A 21116-nucleotide genomic window follows, 5' to 3' on the forward strand; every position below is an offset into this window, starting at 1 on the left:
ATGAATCTCCTTATTTACCCCAGTTGAGAGCAGGGGTGTGTACCGGTGCATCCCACAGGTTCAGCGTTTCGTCATCGACCTTTAACAGGGTGATGGAGAAACCGGTCATATCCAGAGAGGTACAGTAAGAGCCAATCAGATTGCGTTCGATGATGATACCCGCATCCTGACAGCGGCGTTCAAGACGGTTATAGACGCCGAACAGCTCGGATAGCGGCGTTGCGCCAAGGTTATTGACCAGCGCAATGACGCGGTCGCCCTGTTGCAGCGCTTGTTTGGTTTCTTTACCTTCCTGCCAGGCACCCTGGATGTTGTCCCAGTGGCGCAGCGTACGGCTGTAGTGACCGTTTTCCAGCAGGGTGTCGAACATTTCATCCACGGTCTGGTCGAGGGAAGAGAAGGCGCGTCGGTCGATCCCCGGCTCCCCATGAATGCCGACGCCAAACTCCATTTCGTTATCCTGCAGCGTAAACGAAGGTTGCCCTGCGGCCGGGACAGTACAGGCGCCGATAGCAATGCCGATAGAGTGACCGAGGTTATTCAGTTTGCGACCCAATGCGGCACACGCTTCCAGCGAGTCTCCGCGCTCGGCAGCCGCGCCGACCAGTTTTTCAATCAGCACGGTATTCGCAACACCGCGACGTCCGGCGGTATACAGGCTATCTTTTACCGCTACGTCGTCGTCAACAACCATGGTCGTGACCTTGACGCCGCTTTCGTGCAACAGCTCGGTAGCGGTTTCAAAATTCAGAATGTCACCGGTGTAATTTTTGATGATTAGCAGCACGCCTTCGCCACCGTCAATTTGCATGGCGCATTCGAACATTTTGTCCGGGGTTGGCGAGGTGAAAATCTCCCCCGGACAGGCACCGGAAAGCATGCCCTGACCAATATAGCCGCAGTGCATTGGTTCATGCCCGCTGCCACCACCTGAAAGTAGCGCCACTTTACCCATCACCGGCGCGTCAGCACGAGTGACGTATACCGGGTCCTGATGCAGCGCCAGAGAAGGGTAGGCTTTTGCCAGCCCGGCGAGTTGTTCATTCAGTACGTCTTCAACACGGTTGATCAATTTTTTCATTTTTATGCTCCGTAGACAGTCCTGAGATGGCTGCAAAAAACGGCAGACATCTGGTGTAGGGTATCGGTGATGTACAGCGCCACGGCGACCTCTTGCTGCCGATAAGGTAATTTTGCATATGGGTTGTCAAAAGAAAATTGCCGTAATGAGCGTTTCAATACGGAACATCTTCGCTGATAAATGTTCCGTATTGAAACGTAGTGGTGCATAAAAAAGCGGAAATGAGAGATGCGGCAGGTTTAGCGCAAAACGCCTCAGCGTGGGGAGGTGAAGTAAAAACCACCTGCATTGCAGGTGGTTTTGTTCGCAAGAGCGGAGTCCGGTCTTAGCCCGGATAGATACCACGATCTTTACGCGCCAGCAGAATACGCTCACAGGCGACAATGTAGGCGGCAGTACGCAGAGAGCAGGATTTCTCCGCGGCTTTTTCCCATACGTGGACCATTGCGTCGGTCATGATCTTATCCATGCGCGCGTTGATCTCTTCTTCGCTCCAGAAGAAGCTTGCCATGTCCTGCACCCATTCAAAGTAGCTGACGGTAACGCCACCGGCGTTACAGACCACGTCAGGTACCACAACGATACCGCGGCTGGCCAGTACGTCATCGGCATCCGGGTAGGTTGGGCCGTTTGCGCCTTCGAGCACCAGCTTACAGGTCAGCGTTTCCGCGCGATGACGGGTGATCTGGCCTTCAAGCGCAGCCGGGATCAGAATATCCATCTCCACGCTCCAGAACGCTTCGCTGGCGATGGTTTCAGCACCCGGGAAACCGGCAATTTGTTTGTGCTCTAACTGCCATGCAGTCAGCGCAGTCATGTCGATCCCGGTGGTATTAAACAGGGTGGCGGTATGATCCTGAATAGCGACCACGCGTGCACCCGCACCGGCGAACAGGCGAGCTGCTTCACTCCCCACGTTACCAAAACCTTGCACCGCCACGCGAGCGCCTTCAACGGCGATGTTGGCACGGCGCGCAACTTCCAGACCGCTGACGAATACGCCGCGACCGGTGGCTTTATCACGACCCAGAGAGCCGCCAAGATGGATTGGTTTACCGGTGACCACGCTGGTCACGGTAGTGCCGTGGTTCATGGAGTAAGTATCCATCATCCACGCCATGACTTTCCCGTTGGTACCGACATCCGGGGCAGGAATATCTTTCTGCGGTCCGATGATAATGCCGATTTCACTGGTATAGCGGCGGGTCAAACGCTCCAGTTCGCCCTCAGACAACGAGAAAGGATCGACGCGAACACCACCTTTCGCACCGCCATATGGCAGGTTAAGCGCGGCGCATTTGATGGTCATCCACGCAGAAAGAGCCATCACTTCGTTAAGATCAACATCAGGATGATAACGCACGCCGCCTTTACCTGGGCCTCGGGAGAGGTTGTGCTGCACGCGGTATCCTTCGAAATGGCGGATGGTACCGTCATCCATTTGCACCGGGATATCGACAATCAATGCGCGTTTTGGGTGACGCAGGGTATCCACCCAGTGGGAAAGTTCACCCAAGTACGGGGCCACACGCTCGATTTGTTGCAGGTAGGTATTCCAGGCAGATGTGCTGCTATCTGAAGCGTAAGATAACTTATCCATGATAAACCTTAGTTATAAAAGTAATATGTGCTTAATTTCGCCGTGGTATACAGTGGATCTCACCATATAAACGTAAATTTAACATTTTTTTCAAACAACGGCCTGCCTTCAGGGCACGGATTGTCATGTCTGTGAGTTAGGTTTTCAGTTGGAATGTGAATAATTATCCGGGATTTACAGGGTTTTTGGCTGTTTTGCTGATAATAAACCAATTGCAGTGCATAAGATGTGCGGCTTGCTATTTGTCAGATTTATGACGCACCTCTAAAAGTAAAGAATATGATAATAAATTGTATTTTCCTTATTGCATTTCTGCTCTCAGTAGGTCACCGAGATGGTCACCGTATCGGCATAGTTATCAGGGGTAAAATTGCTGCTCGGAACGGTGGCATACACCGGATAATCGGTGGTTAACCCCGTACCTGTGCCTGCTACTGCATTAAGCGACGTATTTCCCCAGATAGTCCCCGTCGGGCCAGGTGTTGAACTTAGCTGATACGGCACTTTATCCTGATTGGCCCCGGTTCCTTTCAATACACCATAACCTGATGTATTCCCATTGGAAGGCTGCAATCCAATGGTATAGGGAGTGTTATTGGTGCAGGCGACCCCGAGTGCACTGCTTGCCGTGACGTTGCGGTCAGTGGCTTTAGACGGGTTAAAGGTAATGTTATTGGCGTAGCCGATCGCACACTGTTTTGTGACGTTGGCCGAGACGGTGAAGGGTAGCCTGGCTGCGACGGTATCACCACAGGTCGTGGGTGGCAAAACCAGACCGGGATTGAGCGTCACCAGAGCTGTTGCCGTCGTATAGCTATCCTGATAGTTTCCCGGCACGGCGGTCGTTTGCGGGGTGTTGAGCTTCGCGTACACCGTCAGCGTACCGGTCACCGGTGTCAGGTTAAGTAAGTTGAGCTTTACCATCGGGAAGGTGGCGCCCGACTGATACTGACTTCCCCATATTTTGCTATGTCCCGCGTCCTGGTACAGCTGATAGGTCAGCGTTCTGGCTGGCGTACCACTCAATGACATATTCCTGGTGGTGACCTGGCCGCTGACGCCGGAGATGCCAATATTAAAGCACAGATTAATCCCCGCCAGCACGTCACCCAGCTCTTTAGCACAGCTGTAGTTAAAGGTCATCGCGGATGTTACAGCTGACGTTGGCAGTGGATTGACGGCGCCAAAATTAACCGGCTGCACGTTGCTTACCGAACAGGTGACCGCGTAAACGAATCCTGGGTTTACGAGTAATCCGCTAATCAGGGTCAGATTTCTTAGCCACATAAAATTACTCCTTTCATCGGCATACCAGTGGGCCAATTTGCACGATGCCTCGCGCTGAGGCCGGGTAGTCAAATTTGACGCTGCAGGTACCGGTTTCTGTCTTAATACGCAGAGCGTTGTGCTGTTCCAACGTGTCGAACCAGGTCATCCCGTCAAACCCAACAAGTGATGACTGGCCCGCGCCAGTGGTGGCAATGGCCATGCTGCCTTCGGGGATAGCCTGCCCCTGTTCATCGACGAGGATCACCTGCGCGGCGCGTACTGGCGTAATGCCAAAACTGACCAGCGTGCCGGAACGGTCTGCAGGGGTGGCATTCGCCTCGACGTGGGTGATGCGCATATTGGCGGGCAGGTCCATCGGGTCAATGCTGATCTGGTTTTTTTGATAGCTGTTCAGGGAGGTAACCAGCAGCAGGCCATTGTCATCACTGCTGCCGATCACGTTGTTTTGTAGCTTGATGGGAACGTCGGGAATGCCGTCGGTCGACACCACGGCAAAGCCATTGCTAATTTCACGCGCGGCAAACAGGCCGCCGCCCATCATCACCACGGACCCGGTCGCACCGGCATAGCCATAGTGGTTATCCGGCAATTGGCTGAAGCCGGTGTACGCTTTCCCGTAACGACCTAAATAACCTACTTCCCCCTGGCCGCTTTGTTGAGATGCTTGCTGGCTGGCGGCGACGTTCCAGCCCCAGCCCCCGTCAGCTGGCGGCGTCTGGCTGGCATTCAACTGGTAGCCGGTTTCGTCATTCGTACGCTGGATGGTGCTGCTGACGCTCAGATTACGAGGAGTGGTGACGGTCACCATCAGGTAGACGCTGCGGTCGCGGTTGTCATCAACGTTCTGGTTGAACCCTGCGTTAAGGGACACGGTATCAGTGAGGGACTTGTACCAACTGGCGTTGGTATAGCGCACGGCGCTTTCATGCGGGTAGCGAAATTGCAGGTAGCTCAGGCTGATATTTCCGGCGGACGCCAGCGAATAGCCCACCACCGTGTTGCTGCTCAGCGTCGGTGGTGGTTCGCCATAATGGGTCGCCACATCACGATAATCGCCGGAGGTGGCGGTAGTACTGGTGCTGAAATTGAATTTCTCTCCGGACCAGCGGTATCCCATGCTGTATAAAAAACCGTTTTTCCCGGCGTCCGCACTTGCCGCCAATGCCGTAGAGAATGTGCCGCTGTGGATATCTGGGATCCAGTCGTTGCTGAAACCGGCATTAATCAGCCCGTCGCTGGTTTCGGCGTGCGCACCTGCGGTGAAGTTACTGCTGAATCCCCGACGCCATGTCCCGCTGATCGCCGGGGCGCTGGCATACTCAAATGAGGCGTACCCGTAGTTTTCGCGCACCACCCCAATCTCGGCTGACCACGAGGTCAGACCTTCGCGCAGCAGCTGTTGATCGTTGTAAAAAGAGAAATTTTGCACCGTCGTTCTGCCCAGCGCATCTGTCATCATCACTTGACCCGTCCCCGCACCGCTGATATTTGGCAAGGTGTTGATCTGAAAACTGCCCGCCGGGACTTCACCGTTGTAGTACCTGACCCCGTCGACATACAACTCTACGTTGGACGGCAACGTTGCGGAGCCGAGATACGCGGGAAGCGGGGTGGTTGGCATATACGGCTGCAAACCAAAATCGGTCCCAATTTGAATCCCGCCGATGCGGGTTGGGCGGGAGCCGGTGAGCGAACTGGTCAGCGTATCCCCCACGGTCAATGCCAGCATCGTTTCCGGGAATGATGAGCGCCAGCTGGTATCCAGTCGGTAAAAGGCGTTATCGGCATCGGTTTCAGTGGAGTACTGGGTGAGTTGAGTGGTACTTAACACCCCTGAACTATTAAAAGCGCGCAGTTCGCTAAACGTATTAATGCTGCTGGCGTCCCCCTGCTCTGCGTAAATATCATAATTGAGCAACGCGCCGCCCGCGGAGGAGGCCATCGGGGCAGTTTCTGCGGGTGGGTTAAGCTGGGTGGTGGCAAGGTCGAGTTCACTTAGTGGTACGGTTAGCGCCAGCGTTTGCAGTTGTTTATTGTAGTCAACGTTCAGCTGCGCAATATCATACAGCCCGACAGGCTGAGTAGTTTCCTCTGGTAGACGAAAACCCAGCGTGCGTAGGGTATTGGCACTGGCGTACAGCTTTTCGTTTTCATAGCCAAAATGAACCAATCCAGCGGCATTGCCGTTGACCGTCACGTCGAGATATAAATCGACTCCGGGCAAGGGGGACTCATCACGAATAATGCCCGTGTCCGTTGGGGTGTTTGTCTGTGCGTGCACGCAGGCCATTCCCGAGAGTAAGGCCCCATTAAGTACGCCATATTTCACCACAAGCCAGAGCCAGTCAGAGTTCTTGTACTGTTTTTTGGCCATTGACCGTGACTTCAACTTTTCCGCCGTAATGAGTATCACTGGCTGACGGGGAGACTATCCACCGCATCGTTGAACCTGGAAGAACGTAGCCTAGCAGTCCTGGACTGATCACTTTTTTCGCGCCATTACGTTGTATAAATGTGGCGGCGGATAATTGGGCATGAGCGTTTCCCTGATTACTGACTTCAAGAAAGTGTTTGCCGTCACGCTGTTGCAGTTTCCACTGTAATTTTGCCGCTGTGTCAGCCTGCGTTGTGGGTTGAATAAACACGGGCACGGAATAATGCATCACAAATTGCAGTTTATTTTTTTGTAATTTTGCAGGGGGTAATTCATCAATGGATAAGCGATAGGCCTCTTCAACAGACGCCGATGGCGGCGCGGTTCGTATCACGCGGATGAGCTGGCGTTCACCCGGGGCTAACGCCAGCATGGGTGGGCTGATGACCAGTCCCTGAGAGGGGGACAACGTATCGCCGTCTGCTCCCTGACGCCAGTGGAAAACGCGTACCTGTGCATTCAGCACGTTTTCACCTGCGTTGCTTAACCAGATACCGTCGGCATTTTGCTTCGCCTGCAATGTCAGCGTAACCGGCGCTATTTGCAGCCCGCTTGCCGACGCGATATTAATGCTCATGGCTATTCCTGACAGACACGCGAAGGCGCACCGCTGCACAGGCAGTTTCAATGTCATGGGTCGTCCTGAGGTTAGTAGTTAACGTTAACCGTTACGAGATCGGCATAGTCATCAGGCGTGAAGTTGGCGCTCGGAGCGGTGGCATACACAGTGAAGCTTTGTCCCAGCCCGGTTCCGGTCGAGGCCACCCCATTTCCCACGCTTTCCGCAGTGGCTGTATTACCCCAAACCGGACCCGTTGCAGACGTTTGGTTCAACTGGTACGGCACTTTATCCGTGTTGGTTGCTGCGTTGGCCACCGAGGACATTGCCCCTCTGCCCGTGGTATTCCCGCCGTTAGCGACCGAAGGTGCCAGACCTATAAAATAAGGTGTCGTCTTGGAGCAATTAATGGAAATGGTATTACTGGCCGATGTATTTGTCGCAGTGGCATTGACCGATCCCAGGGCAATATTTGACCCTGAACCTGCGGTAACGGTACAGGCTTTTTGAATCGTCATCAGCACCTGAAACGTGCCGTTTGCGGTGACAGCATCAGCCGCTGAAATGATGGAAAAGGCGCTGCAACAAAGAATTAAGCGAGTGACAATAACTGGAGCCATATTCTTTACCTTTTTCAAATAACCACATTTTTTACTTTAAAAATACAATAATGCGGCATATGGAGACATATTCTAACCCTAGGATAAGTATGAGTCGTGCGCCAGTTGGTCTAATGAATTTTACTTAGGAAAAAGGTGATGGCGTCGACAAAAAATAGTACCAACAGGTGAGTATTATTCAGTTATTACCGTTTCTAAAATCCGCATTCTGCAATTAATGCATCCTGATACACGCAATGTGAAAACGTGGTTATTCCCCGATGCTTCACGCAAAGTTAAATTAAATGTGACAACTTTCTACCCGCTTGTTGTGTAGACTTTCAGTATCGGGATCGTGGGGGACAATGAAGTGAATCAGGATAAGAAATTACTTATCGTAGAAGACGATGAAAACATCGCTGAGCTGTTACAGCTTCATCTGCGTGAGGAGGGGTTTACGGTGACGCATGCGGTAAATGGCAATATTGGTATGGCGTTACTTAACCAGGGTGGGTGGGATGCGCTAATCCTGGATCTAATGCTGCCTGGCGTTGACGGGCTTGAAATCTGTCGCCATGCCAGAACGATGACGCGTTATACGCCCATCATTATTATCAGCGCTCGTTCAGGTGAAACCCATCGTATTCTCGGTCTTGAACTGGGGGCTGATGATTACCTTGCGAAACCGTTTTCAATGCTTGAACTGGTCGCCCGTGTAAAGGCGCTCTTTCGCCGTCAGGAAGCAATGAGTAAGAATTTACGGCTGGATGCTGGTGTACTGATTTTTGATAACCTCTCCATTGATCCGCTGGCTCGGGATGTTCAACTTAATCAACAGTCAGTGGAGTTGACGCCCAGAGAGTTTGATTTGCTTTACTTTTTTGCCAGACATCCGGATAAAGTCTTTTCCCGTTTGAGTCTGCTAAATCAGGTCTGGGGGTACGAACATGAAGGCTATGAGCATACGGTGAATACACATATCAATCGTTTAAGGATCAAAATTGAGGATAACCCGGCGGAACCTAACTTTATCCGTACCGTCTGGGGAAAGGGCTATAAATTCACCGCACAGCCACGCGAGTAACCATGCGAACTTATACACTTTCACAGCGTTTAACGCTGGTTTTTGCTCTCCTGTTTATTACGTCGTGTGCCCTGTTGGGCTGGCTGCAGGTGCGAACCAGTACTGAATACAGTAAGGCCGTTATTCAGCAGCTTTCTGCGGACCTTGCCGGGCATATCAACCAAAGTTACCCTCTGCTTGAACGCGATGGCCTTAATAAAGAGTCGATGCGTAATTTATTTGATCATCTGATGGCGGTGAATCCCAGTGTAGAAGTTTATTTACTGGACAAAGAGGGCAATATTATTGGTGATGCGGCGCCGGAAGGGCACATCAAACGTCAGCGGGTTGATTTACAGCCAATACACTCGGCATTAAATAATCCTCATTACCCCATTTACGGCGACGATCCGCGTAGCCTTGATGCGAAGAAAGTGTTTAGCGTGTCGCCAATGCGTCAGGATGGGCAGATAAAAGGCTACTTGTATGTGATTTTGCTCGGGGAAAATTACAACGCCTTAAACAGCAATGCGCAATTTGATGCGTTGTTGAAGATAGTCTTACTGTCCATCAGCCTTGTTGCATTGTTGGGGCTGGTGGTGGGGGCACTCGCCTTGCGCTGGATTACTCGTCCCTTGCGCGAATTGTCTGCTCAGGTCCATGCCCTGGAAACCGGTGGGATAGAAGAAATGCAGGCAATGGCGGCGCAGCCCCGGCAAATCAATACCAGTAACGATGAAATTAGCCAATTACGACAAGGGGTTATCTCTATGGCCCAGCGTATTGCAGAGCAGTGGCACCGACTTGCACAACAAGAGCAGTTACGACGTGAGTTTATTGCCAACATTTCCCATGATTTGCGCACGCCATTGACCTCATTGCACGGTTACCTTGAAAGCTTGTCCGTAATGTCAGCCAGCCTGAGCGAAGCAGAGAAACAGCGCTACCTTAATATTGCTCTCGCACAGAGCCAAAAGGTGGGTGCGCTCTCCCAGTCGCTGTTTGAGCTGGCTCGTCTGGAATATGGTGTGGTTAAACCGCAGAAAGAGAAATTCTCGATTAGTGAACTGCTGCAGGATGTTTTCCAGAAATTTGAACTTTCTGCCCAGACCAAACAGCTAGCGTTGCTGGCAGATATTCAGCCAGGTCTGCCGCTTATTGATGCAGACCTCGGGATGATCGAACGGGTGCTGACCAACCTGCTGGATAATGCGATTCGCCATACTCCCGACAACGGCACTGTTGCTGTGCGTTTGTGGCGAGAAGCGGATAAAGTGATGGTGCAAATTAGCGACAGCGGTCCTGGGATCCCGCAAGAATTGATGGAGGGATTATTCATCCGTCCTTCGATTGCGAATCCGTCAGGTGTTCGAGTAGGGGGACTGGGGTTGATGATCGTCCGCCAGATGCTACAGCTACATGGTAGCGAAATTGCGCTGGTGGATACGCCGAAAAGCGGGGCTTGTTTTCGCTTTGGCTTAACGACCGGCCCACATATTTGAACCAGTTATCCGTGATACCAGCTTCAATGGCTACGTGCGCAGATGAAGATGAACGGTGTCGCCAGGTGGCTGCACGGCCGTATAACCGATAGTAGCTGCGTTATTCATTATCCAGCCAGCTAATGAAAAACTCACTGAAAGCCGTCACCTGCAACGGCTGAAAACGCCGTTGAGGGTAGACAAACTGCAGACCAACGTGTTTCTTGTCATGGCGGCTGAAGCCGATAAAAGTCTCAGCAAATAAAACGCTCAGTCGCCCTTGTTCCACATCTCGCTTCACATCCCACCAGGATTTGCTGGCAATACCCGCTCCCGCCAGTACCCACTGACGAAGCAAGGCGCCGTCATCACATACCATTGCCGGCGTGACCTGCACCACCGCGGTTTCATTTTGCTCTTCAAAACGCCACTCGTTCATCAGCGTGCCGCGCTGCTCCATCACCAGGCAGCGGTGCCCGTGTAATTCATCCGGATACTGAGGCGTTCCGTGAGCTTCAAGGTAGCTTTTTGACGCAACCAGCACCCGATAATTAGGACGGATGAATTTTGTGACCAGATTACTGTCCGGCAAGTTCCCGAAACGCACGCTCATATCCAGACGGTTGACAATCAAATCCACCACGCTCTCACTGAGATAAACGGAGCTTCTGACTTCAGGATGCAAACGGGAGAAATCGAGAAGCGCAGGGGAAAGATACTGTCGGCCAAAGTCCGAGGGGGCTGAAATACGCAGGCTGCCGCTGAGCAGTCCGTCCTTCTGCGTCAGTTTTGATTCTGCCTGTGTCATCTCCTCCTGCACACGAAGTGCGGCGTGGTAAAACTCCTCCCCGGCTCGTGTCAATGCGATAGCCCGGGTTGAACGATTAAACAGCCGGGTTTGATAACGTTCTTCCAGCGCCTTTAATCGTGCAGTCATGGTGGCGGGGGAAAGGTTCATCCGACGCCCTGCAGCGGCCAGACCACCAGCTTCAACCACTTCCACCAGTAACGTCATATCTTCGAATTTACCCATTATTCCGTTTTCCTGAAAAGATAATCAATTATTACTGCCATTATCAAAGCGACTTGCATGACATAAAGTCAAGCCATAGTTAACCGCTCAGGAGAGCAGAACATGCCACAACATTCCCTTTTCGAGACAACATCTATTGGCAAACGTGTACTAAAAAACCGTATTGTCATGGCACCGATGACTCGTGCCCGTACTGTCCAGCCCGGTAATATTCCTGGCGCGCTTATGGCCGAGTATTATCAGCAACGCGCCACCGCCGGTCTTATCATCACCGAAGCAACACAGATTTCTGCCCAAGGGCAGGGTTACTCCTGGACACCAGGCATTCATTCTGCTGAACAGGTGGCGGGATGGCGTCTGGTAACAGATGCGGTCCATCGCGCAGGAGGTACGATTTTCTCCCAGTTGTGGCATGTGGGGCGTATGTCCCATGCAAGTTTTCACCCGGACGGCCAACCTGTAGCTCCTTCTGCGTTATCACCGCACGCACAGGTGTGGGTGGTAAACAATGAGGGTATCGGTGAAATGGTCGACTGCCCGGTTCCACGTGAGCTAACGACAGCTGATATTCAACGGGTAATAGCAGATTACCGGCAGGCGGCCCTCAATGCGGTGGCAGCGGGGTTTGATGGCGTGGAAGTTCACGGTGGCAACGGGTATCTGATTGACCAGTTCCTGCGCCGTTCTTCAAACCAACGAACCGATGAATACGGCGGTAGTCTGGAAAACCGTGTGCGTTTCGCCCAGCAGATACTGGAAGCGATCAGCGAGGCCATTGGTGCAGAGCGTACCGGTATCCGTCTGGCCCCGTACATCACCCAGCGTGGCATGGATGACCCGCAGGTTATTGACGCTATTCTGGCTCTGGCGGCCTGGTGTGAATCAAAAGGTATTGCCTTTATTCATCTGGCGGAAGCGGATTGGGATGATGCGCCGCAGGTGCCCTATGCGTTCCGGGAGACCTTACGGGCGACTTTTAGCGGTACGATTATTGTGGCGGGGAATTACACCCGTGAAAAAGCCGACAAACTGTTATCGGCAGGGATCGTAGATCTGGTCGCTTTCGGACGTCCCTTTATCGCCAATCCAGATTTCCCACGTCGCCTGAAAGAAAACCTGCCACTTTCAGAAATGGGTAACCCAGCGACGCTGTTTGGCGGTAGCGAAGTGGGTTATACCGATTACCCATTTCTGAATTAACTATGGCGATGTATTAACGGCCATCACGGCGGGCATCAATAACAGGGTAAATGAAAAATCCACGCAATTGCGTGGATATATTAATTTTATAATGCTATGGGCAAAAAGATATATTTTGTGCGCGATAATGACAGGGTGAATTTAAAACAATACACCTGGCTGGATATGCTTTAATATACAAAGTTGTAAAATTAAGAAATCTGCCACAACGACAGATTTCTTTAATATATAATTAGAGATTTGCAACGTTATGATATACTTTTTGAACATCATCATCATCTTCAAGGGCATCAACAAGTCCTTCAAAGATTTCTAAATCTTCTGGTGAGAGTTCAATTTCTGCTTGAGCAATCATTTCTAATTCTGTTGTTGAGAATTCAGTAATTCCAGCTGCTTTTAGAGCTGCAATTCCTTTGTGAAGATCTGTAGGTTCAGTATAAATGACGATGTTTCCTTCTTCTTCGGTTACATCACGAACATCAACTTCAGCATCAAGCAAAATTTCAAAAATACGGTCTGGATCTGTTCCTGCAAATACAATGACGCCAGTATTGTCAAACATATAGCTGACAGAGCCTGCCGCTCCGATACTCCCGCCTTTTTTATTGAAAATTGTGCGGACATTAGCAATCGTACGGTTAACATTTGACGTCAAGGTTTCAGCGATAATCATTGAGCCATTGGGTCCAAAACCTTCATAACGACCTTGCACGAATGTTTCATCGCCGCCGCCTTTGGCTTTATCAATTGCTTTATCAATAACGTGTTTCGGGACTTGTGCTTGCTTCGCACGTTCAATAACGAATTTTAAAGATGAGTTTGATTCTGGGTCTGGTTCACCTTGCTTAGCAGCAGCATAGATTTCTACACCGAATTTTGCATATATATTAGACGTCGCACCGTCTTTAGCCGTTTTTTTAGCAACAATATTGGCCCATTTACGTCCCACTGGAATGCTCTCCTCAAAGATTTATTTACATTAAATGCAGGTTGTTAACCTGCATTTTTTCCGCGAGATTATATCATGATATGTAAATACTCGTCTATGAGAAATAAAAAACGACAATCTTACGTGATGTTACTTTAATTTTATCAATGGTTGGTGTTTTTGGTTGTCATTTTAAAATTTACATTTGGTGCTTTATTTTTATTGTTGATAATGGAGCTGAAGTAATAATATATAAGTCAGGAGAAATAATTGTGATAATCCAGATAATAAACACTATTAAATTACGCAGAGTGGACAAAAACATCTGGAAAACTGGACTGACTCCGCGGCAGTAGGTATTTCCTGTCCTCACGACAAGGTATGTTCGACGTTTTCTGGACTGATGCCGTTAGGTTACATGAGACTCTATGAAATGAAAAACCCACGCAATTGCGTGGGTTTTAAAGTTTTTTGCGATTCCTATGAGATTCAATGAAACCTCATGAGACGACAAAGCTTATTTAGACGTTGAACAGGAAGTTCATTACGTCGCCATCTTTGACGATGTAATCTTTACCTTCTGCACGCATCTTACCGGCTTCTTTTGCGCCTTGCTCACCCTTGTAGGTGATGAAGTCTTCAAATGCGATGGTCTGCGCGCGGATAAAGCCTTTCTCGAAGTCGGTGTGGATTTTACCGGCAGCCTGCGGGGCGGTTGCGCCAACAGGGATGGTCCACGCGCGGACTTCTTTTACGCCAGCGGTGAAGTAGGTCTGCAGGTTCAGCAGCTCGTAACCGGCGCGGATCACGCGGTTCAGACCGGGTTCTTCAATGCCCAGCTCAGCCATAAATTCTTCACGATCGGCATCGTCAAGTTCGGCGATATCGGATTCAACTGCCGCACACACGGCAACCACCACAGAACCTTCAGCTGCCGCGATTTCACGCACTTTATCGAGGTACGGGTTGTTCTCAAAACCGTCTTCGTTAACGTTAGCGATATACATGGTTGGCTTCAGGGTCAGGAAGCTCAGGTATTTGATGGCAGCTTTGTCTTCGTCCGTCAGGTTGGTCAGTGAACGCAGCATCCCGGCATTTTCCAAATGCGGCAGGCATTTTTCCAGCGCGGCCAGCTCGGCTTTAGCGTCTTTGTCGCCGCCTTTGGCTTTTTTCTGCACGCGGTGAATCGCTCGTTCGCAGGTATCCAGGTCAGACAGTGCCAACTCGGTATTAATGACGTCGATATCGTCAGCCGGATCCACTTTGTTATTAACGTGAATGATATTGTCGTTTTCAAAGCAGCGTACCACGTGACCGATCGCTTCGGTTTCGCGGATGTTGGTCAGGAACTGGTTACCCAGACCTTCACCTTTGGATGCGCCTTTTACCAGACCGGCAATGTCGACGAATTCCATAGTAGTCGGGAGAATACGCTGCGGCTTGACGATCTCAGCCAACTGGTCCAGACGCGGATCGGGCATCGGTACAACGCCAGTGTTCGGCTCAATAGTACAGAACGGGAAGTTAGCCGCTTCAATACCCGCTTTGGTGAGCGCGTTGAACAGGGTGGATTTGCCTACGTTTGGCAAACCGACGATACCGCATTTGAATCCCATGTTTAAATCACCTTAATCTTTTGATATTCAACCTGTTATGGAAAACAGATTGTAGAAAAGTAAATAACTTTGCCTATTATACACAGCACGCGGGAAAAATGCCGCACATCGCTGCTTATTGTGCTTTAAAGGTATGTAACCGGCTGGTTGCCTTGGTCAGGCCGTCTTTGAACAATATCTCGGTACAACGTGCCGCTTCGTCGATGGCTTCATCAATTAACTTTTGTTCTGAAACAGGCGGTTTGCCTAAAACAAAGCCGACAACTTTGTTTTTATCGCCGGGATGACCAATTCCAACGCGTAAGCGATGAAAGTTCGGGTTATTGCCCAACTTGCTGATGATGTCTTTCAGGCCATTATGCCCGCCGTGGCCGCCGCCGAGCTTAAACTTGGCAACGCCGGGGGGCAAATCTAATTCGTCGTGGGCGACCAAAATCTCATCAGGATTGATCCGGTAAAAGCTGGCCATCGCGCTGACTGCTTTGCCGCTCAGATTCATAAATGTGGTTGGCACCAGCAGACGGACATCTTCACCCTCGAGCGTCACTCTGGAGGTGTAACCGAAGAATTTCGGCTCATCGCGCAGGGGGGCGCGTAATCTCTCTGCCAGCAAATCGACGTACCATGCGCCGGCATTGTGTCGCGTAGCCGCATATTCAGCGCCGGGATTCGCCAGACCGACAATCAATTTAATCGTCACGTATTTTGTCCTGAGTGTGTCCATAACCGGCGTGTAGTTTACTGTCTGGCGGCGCGCTTGACAAAAAACTGCGTGCGTACCGGCAAAAAATAAATAATTGCCTCGCTGGACTATTAGAAAATGAGTGTGTTCAGTGGGTTATTTGTAAAGTTTTGTTGCATGAGTGTTTGTAATTGTGATCACAGGCGCACTTGCGAGCGGCAGTGTTGTCTATACTTTACACATAAGGATTAGGGGTATTCCCTGTAGCAACCCAAAGTTCCGGAGGTGACACATGAAACGCAAAAACGCTTCGTTACTCGGTAACGTGCTCATGGCTTTAGGGTTGGTGGTGATGGTTGTCGGTGTGGGCTATTCAATCTTAAATCAGCTGCCGCAATTTAACCTGCCACAATTTTTTGCACACGGTGCCGTGCTCAGTATTTTTGTTGGCGGCGTGCTCTGGCTGGCGGGGGCTCGCGTCGGCGGTCACGAACAAATCAGCGACCGCTACTGGTGGGTTCGCCATTACGACAAACGCTGTCGTCGTAATAATAGCCAACGCCATAGCTAAACCGTGACATTGTCTGCAGACCAGCCAGCCTTACGCTGACTGGTTTTCAGTTCGTCTTGCTTTTGCGCGAGCGGGACTGAATTCGCAGTAATAGTGCTAATAATGCCACAACCACCGCCAGATACCCCATCACGTACATTCCCTGATGTTTTCTTGACGCCAGCTGCGGATCGGCAACCCATGCCAGAAACGCGGTGACATCGCGCGCGTACTGTTGCTCGGTTTGTGGCAGATGAGACTGCGTGGACCAGGTAATCTCACCATCTGCCAGCGGCTTTGGCATATTGATTATCCCACCAGGAAAATACCGGTTTGCCTTCATCTCAGGATCGTCGGGTAAATAACCCGTTAGCAGCGCATAAATATAATCCGCACCGCTGTCAGTGTAGGGAATAAACGCATCGAGGATAAACTGCGGAAACCCGCGATCGTAGCTTCGTGCCCGCACGATATAGCTGAGATCCACCGGCAGTGCGCCATTGTTGAGGTATTTGGCTTCCTGATCGTTCAGATAAGGGGAGGCGAAGACATCGTTCAGATTGCCGTCACGTTCACCCGTTTGTCCGTCGTCCTCAACCGTTGCAAACAGATAGCCGCTGGCCAGTGCTTTGGCTTCTGCTTGCGTGAGTTGCGGCCCGCCAGGTTGGGTCAGCTCTTTGAAGGTGAGATATTTCATACCGTGGCAGGCCCGGCATTTTTCTTCGTAAACCTGTAAACCACGACGTAACTGTTCAGTGTCGTGAGCGCCGTTCACGCCGCTAAATACCCACGGCTGCGGGGGCGGAAGCGGCGCGCAATACCCATGACTGAAGAGTGACGCCAGGCTCAGGGCTGCAAAGGTTAACCATCGTCCCATCATGTCAGTCCTGTTTTTCCAGTAAGCGTCGACACGGCATCACAAGCAGAAACCATGCGAAATAGATAAGCGTTGAAAGCTGAGACGCGGCACGGATCCAGCCGTCATCGTTACTCAATCCGTCCAGCAGGTCGGGGCCGACCAGTGCTTTTGAACCCAGCCAGCCTAAAAAGAACACATTGCCGACCCAGATCCAGAAACCGAGTTTGATCCATTTGCTGTAATGGCGAAACCGTGCGCGGGAGGTATCCAGCCAGGGTAACAAATAGAAGATCAGCACCGATGCGCACATGGCGGCAATGCCCGCCAGCTCATTGGGAAAACAGCGCAAAATGGAGAAGAAGGGCAGAAAATACCACTCGGGCGCGACAACGGCGGGCGTGACCGTCGGGTCGGCGGGGATAAAGTTATCGGCACTGCTGAGGTAGTGCGGCGCAAAAAATAAGAACCACGCAAACAGCATTAAAAACAGCGTCAGCTTGAGGGCATCGCGTTCGGTGACGCGAAAATCAAACAGCAGACGTTGTGACTCGCGGGCGGTGAACGTTTTTTTCATCGCATGGGCGAACGCTGACTGGACGGTACGCACATGCCATATCGTCATCGCAACAATGGCGAAGGGGATAATAAAGTGCAGCACATAAAAACGGCCTAACATCGGCGTGCCGGGCGCATACCCGCCGACCAAAAAGGTGTACAGCGTATCGCCAACGAACGGTATTGCGCGGGCGAAGCTGGTGATGACCATGGCGGCCCAATAGCTTTTTTGCCCCCAAATCAGGCTATAGCCGAGAAATGCGGTGATCATCAGGAGCACATACAGCGTTACGCTGATGGCCCACATCTTCAGATACGGTTTGCGGTACACGTTGTAATACATCGCGCGAAAGATATGCAGGTAGCAGGCGAAGAAAAAAAGCGAGGCGCCAATGGCGTGCAGATTACGCACCAGCTCCCCGTGCCTGACCGCACGCATAATATGCACAATGGAATCAAATGCGGAATCTGCCGTGGGCACATAAAACATTGCCAGCACGATGCCGGAGAGAATTTGCACGCCCAGCATGACCAGCAAGATGATGCCGACGGCAAAGATCCACACGCCGGTAATGGAGCGGGGGAACGGAAGGCGAAATTGCACATGACGCTGGGGTGCTGTCGGGGACGTTGCGTTCATGTCAGGCCTCTTTTGTGCCAAGGCGTACACTCAGACCATCGGCGGCCAGGGCATAGTCGGGGATCGCCAAATTCGCCGTGGCCGGACCCCGCGTCACGCGCCCGGAGGTGTCAAACTCTGAGCCGTGACACGGACAAATCCAGCCCTGACCGCTGGGGTTTGCGTTAGGCACGCATCCGGCATGCGGGCAGTAACCCTGAACGATCAGCCACTGCGGATGCGCCGCCGTGACCCGCTCGCTGTCTGCCTGCGGGTCGAGCAACAGTCGGGTGTCGGCCTGCTGCGCCGCCGTGATCTCGTCTGGCGTACGGTGGCGAATCAGGATCAGTTTCCCCTGCCAGATTCGTTTCACCGTCTGACCAGCCGCTACTCCCGCAAGGGAAACATCCACCGGCTCATTTTCTGCCACGGTTTTATCGTCCGGCCCTAGCGCCGAAATGAGTGGCCAGACGGCTGCGGTCACCCCCGCAGCGCCGACAAATTTTGTCAACTTACACAGGCAATCGCGTCGCTGGGTGTGGATTGCCTCACTGTCCGTTTTTTTATTCACCGCCGTCTCCTCTGTTTATTGCGCTGTCAGGGCTTCTCAATACGGGTATAAATGTCCTGAAAGCGTTTATCGGCAAGGCCGGGGGCTTTAAACGCGCGGTAGCTGTCGGGTAAAACGGCGTCGCCGACTTTGATCAGCATAATCATCCCCTGCGCATAGTGCGGTGAGCATTTGATGCCGTAGAAGCCTGCTGCGTCGTATTTGATTTCAATCTCCTCATCGATTTTGCCGATGAAACCGGGGTACCCGGCAGGAGACAGCTCGGCAATTGAGGCCGCATTGTGGCTTTTGTGCTTGCGAACAAACTTCACGCTATCGCCCGGCAGGATCGCCAGAAAATCCGGCTCGTAGACCATCGGTCCGCCGGTACCGCGGTTTTTCATCAGCACTTCATACGTTTGTGCGAACACCGTCGAGGTGAACGCGCACAGGCACAGGATGAGTAAACGTTGTTTAATACATTTCATTGCGGTTCCTTGTGATATTTACGCTGGCCGTTGGTAGCGAATAAAACAGCTCGCCTCATCAGCAGCTCGTTCGACAATCGCATCGATGCCAAACCAGTTGTTAAGATTTTCTCGGGTGAAGACAGCTACAGGGCAGCCTTGCATGACCAGTCGTCCCGCTGTCATCACCATGATGCGATCGCAAAACATCGCGGCATGATTCAGATCGTGCAGGGCGGCAATCACGGTCAGTTTTTCGCGTTTAACCAGGTTAAGCAGGCCAATTTGATGCTGGATGTCGAGATGATTGGTTGGCTCATCCATCAGCAATACCTGCGGCTGTTGTGCCAGCGCCCGGGCAATATGCAGGCGCTGGCGTTCGCCGCCGGAGAAGGTATGCCAGCAGCGTTGCTGGACGTTTTGCAGGGAGACTTTCTCCAGCATCGTCTGCACGATATCGTCGTCGGTCCGTGACCACGGCGACAGCAGACTTAACCACGGCGTGCGGCCAAGGGACACGGCCTGGATGGCGGTCAGACGCTCGCTGGTTTCCGCCTGCTGTTCAACCAGGGCGACCTTTTGCGCCAGATGGCGGCGTGAGTAGCGGCGAATATCTTTGCGGTTAAGCGAAACGCTGCCGCTGGAGGGCTTGAGTAAACCGGCCAGCAGGGAAATGAGCGACGTTTTCCCCGAACCGTTGGGGCCGATAATGCCCACAAACTCGCCGGGTGCGACCTGAAAAGAGACATCATTGACGATGGCCTTGCCTTTCACCTCCCAGTGCAGATGCTGAGCGCAGACCACATCGTTGGCGGTATTTACCGCGCGTAGCGGCGTGGTAAAACGTGGGTTAACCGTCATTTGCTCGGGTTCCCTCGGATCAAAATAATCGAAAATGCGGGCGCGCCAACCAGCGCAGTGATCACCCCAATAGGCAGTACTTGCCCTGGTAGTAAGGTGCGTGAAATGACGTCCGCGACAATAAGAAAAATGGCACCAATCAGGGCACTGACGGGCAGTAAGCGGTGGTGCTGATTACCCACCAGTAAACGCGCAGCGTGAGGGATAACCAGTCCAACAAAGCCAATGGCCCCGACAATTGACACCATAATGGCGGTCATCCCCGTCACCGCGGTAATCAGTACGCCGCGAGTGCGTTTAACCGGGATGCCCAGCGAGGCCGCTGACTCTGCGCCAAATGAAAATGCGTCCAGATGGCGGGCGTAGCAAAAGCAGACGATGATGCCGACCAGCGCGGTCGGGATGGCCAGTACCACATCGGGCCAGCGTACGCCGCTCAGATTGCCGAGCAGCCAGAACATAATGCCGCGTGCCTGTTCGGCATTGGCCGAACGGGTAATGATGAGCGAGGTAATGGCATTGAACAGCTGCGAGCTGGCGATCCCGGCGAGAATAATTTGCGTGGTGGCGGACCCGTTTTTACCCCTTGCGGCCACGGCCAGCAGTGCGACAAACAGAAATGCCGTCAGCGCGCCGATAAACGCCCCGAGCGACATGCTGATAATCCCCGCACCCAGCCCGGTCAGCGCGATCAGCACCGCTCCCGTCGATGCCCCGGCCGAGATCCCCAGCAGATAAGGTTCGGCCAGCGCATTACGCAGTAGTGATTGCAGCACCACGCCGGAAACGGCCAGACAGGCACCGCAGCAGGCAGAGACAAGCGCACGGGTCAGGCGGTAGTTCCAGATGATCCCAGCATCCAGCGCGTCTACCGGATATTGGCTGCCAAACAGGTGGTTTGCCAGCGTGTGGGTGACATGCTGCCACGGGATAAACGTCTCACCGATGGAGATCCCCGCCAGCAGCACCCCGCACATCACCACGCTGACCCACAGGCTGTGCAGCAGCGTTCGCTGGGTAAACTGACTCATCGCCCGACGCGTCCTGCGTAATTCGCTCATTGTTGATGGCTTTCCTGAGTGCGAAAGC

The 21116-nt window shown here is 52.2% G+C and carries 20 protein-coding genes; 4 read left to right on the top strand and 16 right to left on the bottom strand.

Features of this window, described 5'->3' with window-relative positions; genetic code table 11:
• Positions 1 to 10: 10 nt before the first annotated feature.
• From dhaK to IB214_RS10445, 6 genes are all read right to left on the bottom strand, one after another.
• The gene (dhaK, locus tag IB214_RS10420; protein WP_117342921.1) at positions 11 to 1081 is read right to left on the bottom strand and encodes a dihydroxyacetone kinase subunit DhaK; all 1071 of its coding nucleotides are present in this window, start codon (positions 1079 to 1081) and stop codon (positions 11 to 13) included.
• A gap of 325 nt (positions 1082 to 1406) precedes the next feature.
• On the bottom strand, positions 1407 to 2681 hold the full coding sequence (locus IB214_RS10425; protein ID WP_096756744.1) for a Glu/Leu/Phe/Val dehydrogenase: 1275 nt from the start codon (positions 2679 to 2681) through the stop codon (positions 1407 to 1409).
• 318 nt (positions 2682 to 2999) lie between these two features.
• Positions 3000 to 3968 carry a spore coat protein U domain-containing protein gene (locus tag IB214_RS10430; RefSeq protein WP_117342920.1) on the bottom strand — a complete coding sequence of 323 codons (969 nt, stop codon included), beginning with the start codon at positions 3966 to 3968 and terminating at the stop codon, positions 3000 to 3002.
• Between the two features lie 13 nt (positions 3969 to 3981).
• The gene (locus tag IB214_RS10435) at positions 3982 to 6261 is read right to left on the bottom strand and encodes a fimbria/pilus outer membrane usher protein (RefSeq protein WP_223240247.1); all 2280 of its coding nucleotides are present in this window, start codon (positions 6259 to 6261) and stop codon (positions 3982 to 3984) included.
• A 55-nt stretch (positions 6262 to 6316) separates the two neighbouring features.
• Positions 6317 to 7039 (bottom strand): molecular chaperone, encoded by a 723-nt coding sequence (locus IB214_RS10440; RefSeq protein ID WP_117342918.1) that lies wholly within the window; start codon positions 7037 to 7039, stop codon positions 6317 to 6319.
• Between the two features lie 14 nt (positions 7040 to 7053).
• Positions 7054 to 7584 (bottom strand): spore coat protein U domain-containing protein, encoded by a 531-nt coding sequence (locus tag IB214_RS10445; protein ID WP_096756748.1) that lies wholly within the window; start codon positions 7582 to 7584, stop codon positions 7054 to 7056.
• 349 nt (positions 7585 to 7933) lie between these two features.
• Between IB214_RS10445 and IB214_RS10450 the strand changes: the two genes are divergently transcribed.
• Positions 7934 to 8647 carry a response regulator transcription factor gene (locus tag IB214_RS10450; protein ID WP_117342917.1) on the top strand — a complete coding sequence of 238 codons (714 nt, stop codon included), beginning with the start codon at positions 7934 to 7936 and terminating at the stop codon, positions 8645 to 8647.
• Positions 8648 to 8649: 2 nt separating this feature from the next.
• Positions 8650 to 10128: an ATP-binding protein gene (locus tag IB214_RS10455; RefSeq protein ID WP_117342916.1), complete on the top strand. Its 1479-nt coding sequence runs from the start codon at positions 8650 to 8652 to the stop codon at positions 10126 to 10128.
• Between the two features lie 100 nt (positions 10129 to 10228).
• On the opposite strand, the gene IB214_RS10460 is transcribed toward IB214_RS10455, so the two are convergent.
• Complete coding sequence (locus IB214_RS10460; RefSeq protein ID WP_115258275.1) at positions 10229 to 11140, bottom strand: LysR family transcriptional regulator; 912 nt, start codon at positions 11138 to 11140, stop codon at positions 10229 to 10231.
• A gap of 102 nt (positions 11141 to 11242) precedes the next feature.
• Between IB214_RS10460 and IB214_RS10465 the strand changes: the two genes are divergently transcribed.
• Complete coding sequence (locus IB214_RS10465; RefSeq protein WP_115258276.1) at positions 11243 to 12340, top strand: alkene reductase; 1098 nt, start codon at positions 11243 to 11245, stop codon at positions 12338 to 12340.
• A 232-nt stretch (positions 12341 to 12572) separates the two neighbouring features.
• On the opposite strand, the gene IB214_RS10470 is transcribed toward IB214_RS10465, so the two are convergent.
• The 3 genes from IB214_RS10470 to pth all read right to left on the bottom strand — a co-directional run bounded on the left by IB214_RS10470 (position 12573) and on the right by pth (position 15584).
• Positions 12573 to 13289: a YebC/PmpR family DNA-binding transcriptional regulator gene (locus IB214_RS10470; protein WP_096756753.1), complete on the bottom strand. Its 717-nt coding sequence runs from the start codon at positions 13287 to 13289 to the stop codon at positions 12573 to 12575.
• A gap of 500 nt (positions 13290 to 13789) precedes the next feature.
• Positions 13790 to 14884, bottom strand: coding sequence for a redox-regulated ATPase YchF (ychF, locus tag IB214_RS10475; protein WP_096756754.1), 1095 nt, complete (start codon positions 14882 to 14884; stop codon positions 13790 to 13792).
• Positions 14885 to 14999: 115 nt separating this feature from the next.
• Positions 15000 to 15584, bottom strand: coding sequence for an aminoacyl-tRNA hydrolase (pth, locus tag IB214_RS10480; RefSeq protein WP_046275292.1), 585 nt, complete (start codon positions 15582 to 15584; stop codon positions 15000 to 15002).
• 274 nt (positions 15585 to 15858) lie between these two features.
• Between pth and ychH the strand changes: the two genes are divergently transcribed.
• On the top strand, positions 15859 to 16137 hold the full coding sequence (gene ychH / locus IB214_RS10485) for a stress-induced protein YchH (protein WP_045443721.1): 279 nt from the start codon (positions 15859 to 15861) through the stop codon (positions 16135 to 16137).
• A gap of 46 nt (positions 16138 to 16183) precedes the next feature.
• Here ychH and IB214_RS10490 read toward each other — a convergent pair whose 3' ends face one another.
• From IB214_RS10490 to IB214_RS10515, 6 genes are read right to left on the bottom strand one after another with little or no spacing between them, the layout of a single operon-like run.
• Complete coding sequence (locus tag IB214_RS10490) at positions 16184 to 16993, bottom strand: cytochrome c1 (RefSeq protein WP_117342944.1); 810 nt, start codon at positions 16991 to 16993, stop codon at positions 16184 to 16186.
• A 4-nt stretch (positions 16994 to 16997) separates the two neighbouring features.
• Positions 16998 to 18170 (bottom strand): cytochrome b N-terminal domain-containing protein, encoded by a 1173-nt coding sequence (locus IB214_RS10495; RefSeq protein WP_117342915.1) that lies wholly within the window; start codon positions 18168 to 18170, stop codon positions 16998 to 17000.
• A 1-nt stretch (position 18171) separates the two neighbouring features.
• Positions 18172 to 18720, bottom strand: coding sequence for a ubiquinol-cytochrome c reductase iron-sulfur subunit (gene petA / locus IB214_RS10500; protein WP_117342914.1), 549 nt, complete (start codon positions 18718 to 18720; stop codon positions 18172 to 18174).
• A 26-nt stretch (positions 18721 to 18746) separates the two neighbouring features.
• Complete coding sequence (locus tag IB214_RS10505; RefSeq protein ID WP_117342913.1) at positions 18747 to 19187, bottom strand: pseudoazurin; 441 nt, start codon at positions 19185 to 19187, stop codon at positions 18747 to 18749.
• A gap of 18 nt (positions 19188 to 19205) precedes the next feature.
• Positions 19206 to 20027 carry an ABC transporter ATP-binding protein gene (locus IB214_RS10510; RefSeq protein ID WP_117342912.1) on the bottom strand — a complete coding sequence of 274 codons (822 nt, stop codon included), beginning with the start codon at positions 20025 to 20027 and terminating at the stop codon, positions 19206 to 19208.
• The gene (locus tag IB214_RS10515) at positions 20024 to 21088 is read right to left on the bottom strand and encodes an iron ABC transporter permease (protein WP_115258282.1); all 1065 of its coding nucleotides are present in this window, start codon (positions 21086 to 21088) and stop codon (positions 20024 to 20026) included. Before IB214_RS10515 ends, IB214_RS10510 begins: the two co-directional genes overlap by 4 nt.
• Between the last annotated feature and the right edge of the window lie 28 nt (positions 21089 to 21116).

This window comes from Citrobacter sp. C1 (genome assembly GCF_014596895.2).
Taxonomy (GTDB): Bacteria; Pseudomonadota; Gammaproteobacteria; order Enterobacterales; family Enterobacteriaceae; genus Citrobacter; species Citrobacter gillenii.

Bases quoted from the DNA above. Each gene is read 5' to 3' on its own strand.
- dhaK (WP_117342921.1), bottom strand. From the start codon at position 1,081: ATGAAAAAATTGATCAACCGTGTTGAAGACGTACTGAATGAACAACTC.
- IB214_RS10425 (WP_096756744.1), bottom strand. From the start codon at position 2,681: ATGGATAAGTTATCTTACGCTTCAGATAGCAGCACATCTGCCTGGAAT.
- IB214_RS10430 (WP_117342920.1), bottom strand. From the start codon at position 3,968: ATGTGGCTAAGAAATCTGACCCTGATTAGCGGATTACTCGTAAACCCA.
- IB214_RS10435 (WP_223240247.1), bottom strand. From the start codon at position 6,261: ATGGCCTGCGTGCACGCACAGACAAACACCCCAACGGACACGGGCATT.
- IB214_RS10440 (WP_117342918.1), bottom strand. From the start codon at position 7,039: ATGACATTGAAACTGCCTGTGCAGCGGTGCGCCTTCGCGTGTCTGTCA.
- IB214_RS10445 (WP_096756748.1), bottom strand. From the start codon at position 7,584: ATGGCTCCAGTTATTGTCACTCGCTTAATTCTTTGTTGCAGCGCCTTT.
- IB214_RS10455 (WP_117342916.1), top strand. From the start codon at position 8,650: ATGCGAACTTATACACTTTCACAGCGTTTAACGCTGGTTTTTGCTCTC.
- IB214_RS10460 (WP_115258275.1), bottom strand. From the start codon at position 11,140: ATGGGTAAATTCGAAGATATGACGTTACTGGTGGAAGTGGTTGAAGCT.
- IB214_RS10465 (WP_115258276.1), top strand. From the start codon at position 11,243: ATGCCACAACATTCCCTTTTCGAGACAACATCTATTGGCAAACGTGTA.
- ychF (WP_096756754.1), bottom strand. From the start codon at position 14,884: ATGGGATTCAAATGCGGTATCGTCGGTTTGCCAAACGTAGGCAAATCC.
- ychH (WP_045443721.1), top strand. From the start codon at position 15,859: ATGAAACGCAAAAACGCTTCGTTACTCGGTAACGTGCTCATGGCTTTA.
- IB214_RS10490 (WP_117342944.1), bottom strand. From the start codon at position 16,993: ATGGGACGATGGTTAACCTTTGCAGCCCTGAGCCTGGCGTCACTCTTC.
- IB214_RS10495 (WP_117342915.1), bottom strand. From the start codon at position 18,170: ATGAACGCAACGTCCCCGACAGCACCCCAGCGTCATGTGCAATTTCGC.
- IB214_RS10505 (WP_117342913.1), bottom strand. From the start codon at position 19,187: ATGAAATGTATTAAACAACGTTTACTCATCCTGTGCCTGTGCGCGTTC.
- IB214_RS10510 (WP_117342912.1), bottom strand. From the start codon at position 20,027: ATGACGGTTAACCCACGTTTTACCACGCCGCTACGCGCGGTAAATACC.
- IB214_RS10515 (WP_115258282.1), bottom strand. From the start codon at position 21,088: ATGAGCGAATTACGCAGGACGCGTCGGGCGATGAGTCAGTTTACCCAG.